Source organism: Streptomyces sp. NPDC002044, from assembly GCF_040296725.1.
In the GTDB taxonomy this organism is placed as follows: Bacteria; Actinomycetota; Actinomycetes; order Streptomycetales; family Streptomycetaceae; genus Streptomyces; species Streptomyces antarcticus.
Window position 1 is genome coordinate 47,776 of the sequence record NZ_JBEOXU010000029.1, and the last position, 9,185, is coordinate 56,960.

7 protein-coding genes are annotated in these 9,185 nt (G+C 69.9%); all 7 read left to right on the plus strand.

Going from position 1 to position 9,185, the window contains the following annotated elements; all coding sequences use genetic code 11:
* Positions 1 to 61: 61 nt before the first annotated feature.
* The 7 genes from ABT106_RS10760 (at position 62) to pgi (ending at position 9,137) form a co-directional block, all read left to right on the plus strand.
* Positions 62 to 3,022 (plus strand): M14 family metallopeptidase, encoded by a 2,961-nt coding sequence (locus ABT106_RS10760; RefSeq protein WP_351275159.1) that lies wholly within the window; start codon positions 62 to 64, stop codon positions 3,020 to 3,022.
* A gap of 233 nt (positions 3,023 to 3,255) precedes the next feature.
* Complete coding sequence (gap, locus tag ABT106_RS10765) at positions 3,256 to 4,260, plus strand: type I glyceraldehyde-3-phosphate dehydrogenase (protein ID WP_351275161.1); 1,005 nt, start codon at positions 3,256 to 3,258, stop codon at positions 4,258 to 4,260.
* Positions 4,261 to 4,402: 142 nt separating this feature from the next.
* Positions 4,403 to 5,614, plus strand: a complete 1,212-nt coding sequence (locus ABT106_RS10770; protein ID WP_351275163.1) for a phosphoglycerate kinase — start codon at positions 4,403 to 4,405, stop codon at positions 5,612 to 5,614.
* Between the two features lie 6 nt (positions 5,615 to 5,620).
* Positions 5,621 to 6,412, plus strand: coding sequence for a triose-phosphate isomerase (gene tpiA, locus ABT106_RS10775; RefSeq protein ID WP_351275165.1), 792 nt, complete (start codon positions 5,621 to 5,623; stop codon positions 6,410 to 6,412).
* A gap of 143 nt (positions 6,413 to 6,555) precedes the next feature.
* Positions 6,556 to 6,789: a preprotein translocase subunit SecG gene (gene secG / locus ABT106_RS10780; RefSeq protein WP_267722499.1), complete on the plus strand. Its 234-nt coding sequence runs from the start codon at positions 6,556 to 6,558 to the stop codon at positions 6,787 to 6,789.
* 180 nt (positions 6,790 to 6,969) lie between these two features.
* On the plus strand, positions 6,970 to 7,305 hold the full coding sequence (locus tag ABT106_RS10785; RefSeq protein ID WP_007263454.1) for an RNA polymerase-binding protein RbpA: 336 nt from the start codon (positions 6,970 to 6,972) through the stop codon (positions 7,303 to 7,305).
* A gap of 176 nt (positions 7,306 to 7,481) precedes the next feature.
* Positions 7,482 to 9,137 carry a glucose-6-phosphate isomerase gene (gene pgi / locus ABT106_RS10790; protein ID WP_351275167.1) on the plus strand — a complete coding sequence of 552 codons (1,656 nt, stop codon included), beginning with the start codon at positions 7,482 to 7,484 and terminating at the stop codon, positions 9,135 to 9,137.
* The last annotated feature ends 48 nt before the right edge of the window (positions 9,138 to 9,185 follow it).

Sequence of the window (9,185 nt, forward strand, 5' to 3'; positions counted from 1 at the left end):
CGGGCTGGTCGTGAGCCTGTCGTCCGAACGCTTTCGTGGCAGACGACGCCCAGGGGGGCACATGAGGCACCGCGCGAGATCGATCCTCGCCGCAAGCGCACTCGTCTTCGCAAGCACACTGGCCGCGTTACCCGCGGCGGCCCAGGACCGGGCCGCGACCGCCACCCCGTCCGGCGCCGACGAGGTACGGGTCTACGACGCCGACATCACCCGTGAGCAGGTACCCCTCGTCCTCGCCGCCGGCCAGGACGCCCACGAGCTCACCGAACGCGCCCCCGAGACCGGGACCGCCAAGGTCGAGCTGTTCCTCACGGGCGGCCAGGCGAAGGAGCTCGCCGCCCAGGGGGTCCGGCTCGCCGAGCGCAAGGTCCCCGCCGCGGGCCTGGCCCGCGCCAAGGCCGCCGGCGACGGCGTGTTCCGGCCGTACAGCGGCAAGGGCGGCCTCCAGGAGGAGATCCTGCGGACCGCCCGGGAGAACCCCGGGCTCACCAAGGTCGTCTCCATCGGCAAGACCGTCCAGGGCAAGGACATCCTCGCCCTGAAGGTCAGCAAGAACGCCGGGAAGACCAAGGACGGCGACAAGCCGGCCGTGCTCTACATGTCCAACCAGCACGCCCGTGAGTGGATCACCCCGGAGATGACCCGGCGGCTGATGCACCACACGCTCGACACCTACGGCAAGGACCCGCGGGTCACCAGGCTGGTGGACTCCAGCGAGCTGTGGTTCCTGCTCTCCGCCAACCCCGACGGCTACGACCACACCTTCGCCGCGGACGGCCGGCGGCTGTGGCGCAAGAACCTGCGCGACAACAACGGCGACGGCAAGATCACCGCGGGCGACGGGGTCGACCTGAACCGGAACTTCGCCTACAAGTGGGGCTACGACAACGAGGGCTCCTCGCCGAACCAGGCGAGCGAGACCTACCGCGGGCCCAAGGCCGCCTCCGAGCCGGAGACCGTCGCCGTCGACCGCTTCCAGAAACGCATCGGCTTCGAGTACGCCATCAACTACCACTCGGCCGCCGAGCTGCTGCTCTACGGCGTGGGCTGGCAGGTCGCCACCCCCACCCCCGACGACGTCGCCTACAAGACACTCGCCGGCACGCCGGAGAACCCGGCCGTCCCCGGCTACTACCCGCAGGTGTCCTCGGAGCTCTACACCACCAACGGCGAGGCCGACGGACACGCCTCCAACATCAACGGCATCATGATGTTCACGCCGGAGATGACCACCTGCCAGACGGCCTCGGCGATCGACCCGAACGACCCGTGGCGGCCCGAGGACTGCGCCTCCGGCTTCAACTTCCCGGACGACGAGAAGCTCATCCAGGCGGAGTTCGCCAAGAACGTCCCCTTCGCCCTCTCGGTCGGCGAGAGCGCCGCGCACCCGGACCGGCCCGCCTCCACCGTGGGCCTGAGCGCCGCGGACTTCACCCTCGACCCCTTCACCACCTCCTACGCGGCCCGCGGCCAGGACCAGGAGGTCGCCGTCACGGCCCGGAAGTCGCTGCGCGACAAGGAGCTCAACTTCCGGATCAACGGCGGCCGCACGCAGGACGAGGACCTCAAGGCATGGAAGGGCGGTGACGTCTACGGCGGCGAGGACAACAACTGGTTCGACGAGTACCAGGCCGAGGTCGACGGCACCAGGCCAGGCGACCAGGTCGAGGTCTGGTTCACCGGACGCGACCGCACCGGCCGACGGGTCTCCAGCGAGCACTTCACGTACACGGTGGCCGAGCGGCCGCGCGCGGACGTGCTGGTGATCGCCGAGGAGGGCGCCACGGCCCAGCACGCCGGGACGTACGTGGACGCCCTGCGCGCCAACGGCCGGTCCGCCGCGGTCTGGGACGTCGCCGCCCAGGGGGCGCCGCACCACCTCGGGACGCTCTCCCACTTCCGCACGGCCGTCCACTACACCGGGGCCAAGACGCCCGGCGGGGACACCCAGCTGGCGGTCCGCGACTTCCTCAACGAGGGCGGCAAGCTGATCGAGGCCGGCGAGCTCGCCGGCGGCAACGCCCAGGTCGGGCGCGCCGTGACCAACGACTTCAGCCAGTACTGGCTCGGCGCCTACGGCCGTACGAGCACCTCCGGCGCCACCGGCTTCACCGGCGCGGCCGCCCTGGCCGGCGCCCGCGGGGGCCTCGGCGACGCCGCGGGCAACCCGCTGAACGCCCCCGGCTCCTACACCGTGACCTCCGCAACGCTGGCGCCCGCGCAGTTCCCGCAGTTCAAGAGCGCGCAGGCCGGCCAGTTCGCCGGGGTCGTCAACCCGTACGCCCCCTACGCCGGCACCGGGATGGCCTCGGCCCTGCACACGGACGACGACTGGAAGCGGCTGTCCCGCACCATCGACCTCACCGGGGTCTCCGCCGCGGACAAGCCGCAGCTGAAGCTCGCCCTGAACTGGAACACCGAGAACGGCTACGACCACGCGGCCCTGGAGGCCCGCACGGCCGGCGGGGACGACTGGACGACGCTGCCGGACGCGGGCGGCCTGAGCAGCCCCACCGTGCCCGAGGAGTGCGCGGCGGGCTTCTTCGTGAACGGCCACCCGTTCCTGCGCCGCTACCTGACGCTGGACGCCGCGGGCTGCGCCCCGCAGGGCACCAGCGGCGCCTGGAACAGCTTCACCGGGTCCTCCGGCGGCTGGAAGCAGGTCTCCTTCGACCTGAGCGCGTACGCGGGCAAGAGCGTGGAGGTCTCGCTCTCCTCCATCACCGACCCCGGCTCGGGCGGCCGCGGCGTCTTCGCGGACGAGGCGCGCCTCTCGGTCGGCGGCGCGGACCGCGCCGTCGAGGGCTTCGAGACCTCGCTCGGCGTCTGGGCGGCCCAGGCCGCACCTGCCGGAAGCCCCGACGTTCCGGGCGATTGGTCCCGGTCCGGGGAGCTGTTCACGTCCTACGCGGCGGTGACTACGCGTGACACGGTTCTCCTCGGCTTCGGCCTGGAACACCTGCCGGCGGCGGCGGACCGTGCCGTACTCGTCGGTAAGGCGCTACGCACACTGAACCACTGACAGGCAACCCCGTCCCACCCTCACTCTGAGTGACGGACCGAAGGTCCCGGGGGTCCCGTGCCGGAACGGCTGGTACGGGGCCCCTGCGGGGCCTCCCCCGGCAGGAGGGGGAGTGTCAGGCTCACGCCGATGTCACTCAAAAGCTCACGGAGAGGTAGGGTCGTAAGCGGTCGGGGACATCCCATACAGCTCGCCGGCGGACTTTACCGGCGCACCAACGAGGAGATCGGTTCGTGACGATCCGCGTAGGCATCAACGGTTTTGGCCGAATTGGCCGCAACTACTTCCGTGCGCTCCTGGAGCAGGGAGCGGACATCGAGATCGTCGGTGTCAACGACCTGACGGACAACGCCACCCTGGTGCACCTGCTCAAGTACGACACCATTCTGGGCCGCCTCAAGGCCGAGGTCTCCCACACCGCAGACACCATCACGGTCGGTGGCAACACCTTCAAGACCTTCGCCGAGCGCGACCCCGCGAACCTCCCCTGGGGTGAGCTGGGCGCCGACATCGTCATCGAGTCGACCGGCATCTTCACCAAGAAGGCCGACGCCGCCAAGCACATCGCGGCGGGCGCGAAGAAGGTCCTCATCTCGGCTCCGGCCAAGGACGAGGACATCACGATCGTCATGGGCGTGAACCAGGACAAGTACGACGCGGCCAACCACCACGTCATCTCCAACGCCTCCTGCACCACCAACTGCGTGGCGCCGATGGCCAAGGTCCTCCTGGAGAACTTCGGCATCGTCAAGGGCATGATGACGACGGTCCACGCGTACACGAACGACCAGCGCATCCTGGACTTCCCGCACTCGGACCTGCGCCGCGCCCGCGCCGCCGCCGAGAACATCATCCCGACCACCACCGGTGCCGCCAAGGCCACCGCGCTGGTGATCCCGGAGCTCGCCGGCAAGCTCGACGGCATCGCGATGCGCGTCCCGGTCCCGACCGGTTCCGTGACCGACCTCGTCATCGAGCTCGAGCGCGAGGTCACCCGGGACGAGGTGAACGCGGCGTTCCAGAAGGCGGCCGAGGGCCAGCTCAAGGGCATCCTCGACTACACCGAGGACGCGATCGTCTCCTCCGACATCGTGAACTGGCCGGCGTCCTGCACCTTCGACTCCTCCCTGACCATGGTCCAGGGCAAGAGCGTCAAGGTCATCGGCTGGTACGACAACGAGTGGGGCTACTCCAACCGTCTCGTGGACCTTACGGTCTACGTCGGTGGCCAGCTCTAAGGTCGCCCCGGTTCCAAGGCAAGGCACCACGATGTGAGCACAGGGTCCGGGCAGCGCGACGAAGCGCCGCACGGGCCCTGTTGCTTGCCTCGTTCTCCCTTCCTCGCCCTTAGGGTGAAGGGCTCCAAAGGAGTAGAAACACATGAAGACGATCGACGAACTGCTCGCCGAAGGCGTCAAGGGCAAGCGGGTCTTCGTCCGCGCGGACCTGAACGTCCCGCTGGCCGAGGGCACCATCACCGACGACGGCCGCATCCGCGCCGTCCAGCCCACGATCGCGAAGCTCGCCGCCGCCGGCGCCCGCGTCATCGTGGCCTCGCACCTGGGCCGCCCCAAGGGCGCCCCGGACCCGGCCTTCTCGCTCGCCCCGGCCGCCAAGCGGCTGGGCGAACTGCTCGGCACGGACGTCGCGTTCGCCACCGACACCGTTGGCGACTCCGCCAAGGAGACCGCCCTGGCCCTCGCCGACGGCCAGATCGCCGTCATCGAGAACCTGCGCTTCAACGCCGGTGAGACCGCGAAGGACGACGCCGAGCGCGGCGCCTTCGCGGACCGGCTCGCGGAGCTCGCCGACGTCTACGTCGGCGACGGCTTCGGCGCCGTCCACCGCAAGCACGCCTCGGTCTTCGACCTCCCCGCGCGGCTCCCGCACGCGGCCGGCTACCTCATCGCCACCGAGGTCGGCGTCCTGAAGAAGCTGACCGACGACGTCAAGCGCCCGTACGTCGTCGTCCTCGGCGGCGCCAAGGTCTCCGACAAGCTCGCCGTCATCGACGAGCTGCTCGGCAAGGCCGACCGCATCCTCATCGGCGGCGGCATGGCCTACACCTTCCTCAAGGCCCTGGGCCACGAGGTCGGCATCTCCCTGCTCCAGAAGGACCAGCTGGAGAAGGTCACCGAGTACATGGAGCGCGCCAAGGCCACGGGCGTCGAGCTGGTGCTCCCGGTCGACGTGCTCGTCTCCACGGACTTCCCCGACCTCAAGGGCAAGACCCCGGCGGACTTCGAGACCGTGGACGCGGACAAGATCCCGGCCGACAAGGAGGGCCTGGACATCGGCCCCCGGACGCGCGAGCTGTACGCGTCGAAGATCGCCGATGCCGGGACCGTCTTCTGGAACGGCCCCGTGGGCGTCTTCGAGCACCCCGACTACGCCAATGGCACCAAGGCCGTGGCGCAGGCCCTCGTCGACAGCGGCGCCTTCACCGTCGTCGGCGGCGGAGACTCGGCCGCGGCCGTGCGTACGCTCGGCTTCGACGAGAATGCTTTCGGCCACATTTCCACCGGTGGCGGCGCCTCCCTCGAATACCTCGAGGGCAAGACGCTCCCCGGCCTCGCCGCCCTGGAGGGCTGACACCGCATGACTGCACCCGTTTCCGCCGGCCGCACCCCGCTGATGGCGGGCAACTGGAAGATGAACCTCAACCACCTTGAGGCCATCGCCCACGTCCAGAAGCTCGCCTTCGCGCTCGCCGACAAGGACTTCGACGCCGTCGAGGTCGTGGTCCTGCCGCCCTTCATCGACCTCCGGTCGGTGCAGACCCTGGTCGACGGCGACAAGCTGAAGATCAAGTACGGCGCCCAGGACCTCTCGGCGCACGACTCCGGCGCCTACACCGGCGAGATCTCCGGCGCGATGCTGTCGAAGCTGAAGTGCGCGTACGTGGCCGTCGGCCACAGCGAGCGCCGCCAGTACCACGGCGAGGACGACGAGACCTGCAACGCCAAGGTCAAGGCCGCCTTCCGCCACGGGCTGACCCCGATCCTGTGCGTCGGCGAGGGCCTGGACGTCCGCAAGGCCGGACAGCAGGTCCCGCACACGCTGGCCCAGCTCGACGGCGGCCTCAAGGAGGTCCCGGCCGAGCAGGCCGAGACCGTCGTGATCGCGTACGAGCCCGTCTGGGCGATCGGGACGGGCGAGGTCGCCACCCCCGAGGACGCGCAGGAGGTCTGCGGTGCCCTCCGCGGCCGCCTCGCGGAGCTGTACTCGCAGGAGCTGGCCGACAAGGTCCGCATCCAGTACGGCGGCTCGGTCAAGTCCGGCAACATCGCCGCGATCATGGCCCAGCCCGACGTGGACGGAGCCCTGGTCGGCGGCGCCGCGCTGGACGTCGACGAGTTCGTCGGGATCGTCCGCTTCGGCGACGCGTAGCGACTGCGGTGAGTATGCGGTAGGGCGGATCCGTCGTACCCTTGCGGGGGCCGGAGGCTGAACCATCAGCCGCCGGCCCCCGCGCACGTCTCAGCGGAGCCCGGAAAGCCAGAAAAGCCAGAAAGTAGGAATCAGCCGTGATTATGGGGTTCTCGATCGCCCTGATCGTCTTCAGCGCCCTGCTGATGCTCCTCGTGCTGATGCACAAGGGCAAGGGCGGCGGCCTTTCCGACATGTTCGGCGGCGGCATGCAGTCGTCGGTCGGCGGTTCCTCCGTCGCGGAGCGCAACCTCGACCGCATCACCGTGGTCGTCGGTCTGCTGTGGTTCGCCTGCATCATGGCACTGGGACTTCTCATGAAGTCGAGCGCCAGCTGACCGTTCTGGCCATTCCGCCAGTCCCGTCGGTGCCGTCCGGCCTACTATGAAGTCCGGCGTCCATCGCCTGGAATGAGTAACTCCGGTCCCTGGACGTGCGTTGGGCCTTACGTAGACTTGGGCGCCCGCGGCGGAATTCCACTCACGCTCCGCGGCACCATTACGCAGGGAGTTACGACCGTGGCAAGTGGCAACGCGATCCGTGGTAGCCGGGTCGGAGCGGGGCCGATGGGTGAGGCCGAGCGCGGCGAGTCCGCGCCCCGCCTGCGCATCTCCTTCTGGTGCTCGAACGGGCACGAGACGCAGCCGAGCTTCGCCAGCGACGCGCAGGTGCCGGACACCTGGGACTGCCCGCGCTGCGGGTTCCCGGCCGGCCAGGACCGGGACAACCCGCCGGCGCCGCCGCGCACCGAACCGTACAAGACGCACCTGGCGTACGTACGGGAGCGGCGTACCGACGCCGACGGCGAGGCGATCCTCGCCGAGGCACTCGCCAAACTCCGCGGCGAGATCTGAACGGCCCGTCAGAAGCGTGCACCGGGGCCCGGCGCGGCAGGGGGAGACTCCCGCCGCACCGGGCCCCTTCGCGTGCCCCCGCGCCGACGGCGCCTGTCCGGCATTGCCGCTTCGCATCCTTTAGGTTGGAGATCGGCGGGGCACGACAGGACGCGAGAAATGGGTTGATGGCCAGGATGAATGCAGACAGCCGTACGAAGCTCACCCGGACGCCGGAGTGGCTGGCACTCGGCAAGCACCGGGAGGAGCTCGGGCAGACGCATCTGCGAGAGCTGTTCGAGGAGAACCCGGGCCGCGGCTCCGGCTACACCCTGCGCGCCGGTGACCTGCGCATCGACTACTCGAAGCACCTCGTCACGGACGAGACGCTGACGCTGCTGCGCGAACTCGCGGCGGCGACGGGCGTGGCCGGGCTGCGCGAGGAGATGTTCCGCGGCGACAAGATCAACACGACCGAGGACCGGGCGGTCCTGCACACCGCCCTGCGCGCCCCCGAGGGCGCCGTCGTCGAGGTGGACGGCGAGAACGTCGTCCCCGGCGTGCACGCCGTCCTCGACAAGATGGCCGCCTTCGCCGACCGCGTCCGGTCGGGGGAGTGGACCGGCTCCACCGGCAAGCCGATCAGGAACGTCGTCAACATCGGCATCGGCGGCTCCGACCTCGGTCCGGCGATGGCGTACGAGGCGCTGCGCGCCTTCACCGACCGCGCGCTGACCCTGCGCTTCGTCTCCAACGTGGACGGCGCCGACCTCCACGAGGCCGTGCGGGACCTGGACCCGGCCGAGACGCTGTTCATCATCGCGTCGAAGACCTTCACCACCATCGAGACCATCACCAACGCCACCTCGGCGCGGAACTGGCTGCTCACGGGGCTGGGGGCCGGCGAGGAAGCCGTGGCGCGGCACTTCGTGGCGCTGTCGACGAACGAGGAGAAGGTCTCCGGATTCGGCATCGACACGGCCAACATGTTCGAGTTCTGGGACTGGGTCGGCGGACGCTACTCCTTCGACTCCGCCATCGGGCTCTCCCTGATGATCGCGATCGGCCCGGACGCCTTCCGCGAGATGCTCGACGGCTTCTCCGCCATGGACACCCACTTCCGCACGGCGCCGCCCGAGGAGAACGCGCCGCTGCTGCTGGGCCTGTTGGGCATCTGGTACATCGGCTTCTTCGACGCGCAGTCGCACGCCGTGCTCCCGTACAGCCACTACCTCTCGCGGTTCACCGCCTACTTGCAGCAGCTGGACATGGAGTCCAACGGCAAGTCCGTGGACCGGGACGGCAATCCCGTGGAGTGGCAGACCGGTCCGGTGGTGTGGGGCACGCCGGGCACCAACGGCCAGCACGCTTATTACCAGCTCATCCACCAGGGCACGCGGGTGATCCCCGCCGACTTCATCGGCTTCGCACGGCCCGTGGCCGACCTGGAGCCGTCGTTCGCCGCCCAGCACGACCTGCTGATGGCGAACTTCTTCGCGCAGACGCAGGCGCTGGCCTTCGGCAAGACGGCCGACGAGGTGCGGGCGGAGGGCGTCCCGGAGTCCCTGGTCCCGCACAAGACCTTCCGGGGCAACCACCCGACGACCACGATCCTGTCCGCCGAGCTGACCCCGGCGGTGCTGGGCCAGCTGATCGCGCTGTACGAGCACAAGGTGTTCGTCCAGGGCGCCGTCTGGAACATCGACTCCTTCGACCAGTGGGGCGTGGAGCTCGGCAAGGTCCTCGCCAAGCGGATCGAGCCCGCGCTGACCGAGGGCGCGGACGTCCCGGGCATGGACTCCTCGACCAGGGCCCTGGTCGCCGGGTACCGGGAGCTGCGCGGCCGCGGCTGAGCCGCCGGACACGACGCAGCGCCCCGCACCTTCGAGGTGCGGGGCGCT

Coding starts and splice junctions, on each gene's coding strand:
- ABT106_RS10760 (WP_351275159.1), top strand. CDS start 62: ATGAGGCACCGCGCGAGATCGATCCTCGCCGCAAGCGCACTCGTCTTC.
- ABT106_RS10770 (WP_351275163.1), top strand. CDS start 4,403: ATGAAGACGATCGACGAACTGCTCGCCGAAGGCGTCAAGGGCAAGCGG.
- tpiA (WP_351275165.1), top strand. CDS start 5,621: ATGACTGCACCCGTTTCCGCCGGCCGCACCCCGCTGATGGCGGGCAAC.
- secG (WP_267722499.1), top strand. CDS start 6,556: ATGGGGTTCTCGATCGCCCTGATCGTCTTCAGCGCCCTGCTGATGCTC.
- pgi (WP_351275167.1), top strand. CDS start 7,482: ATGAATGCAGACAGCCGTACGAAGCTCACCCGGACGCCGGAGTGGCTG.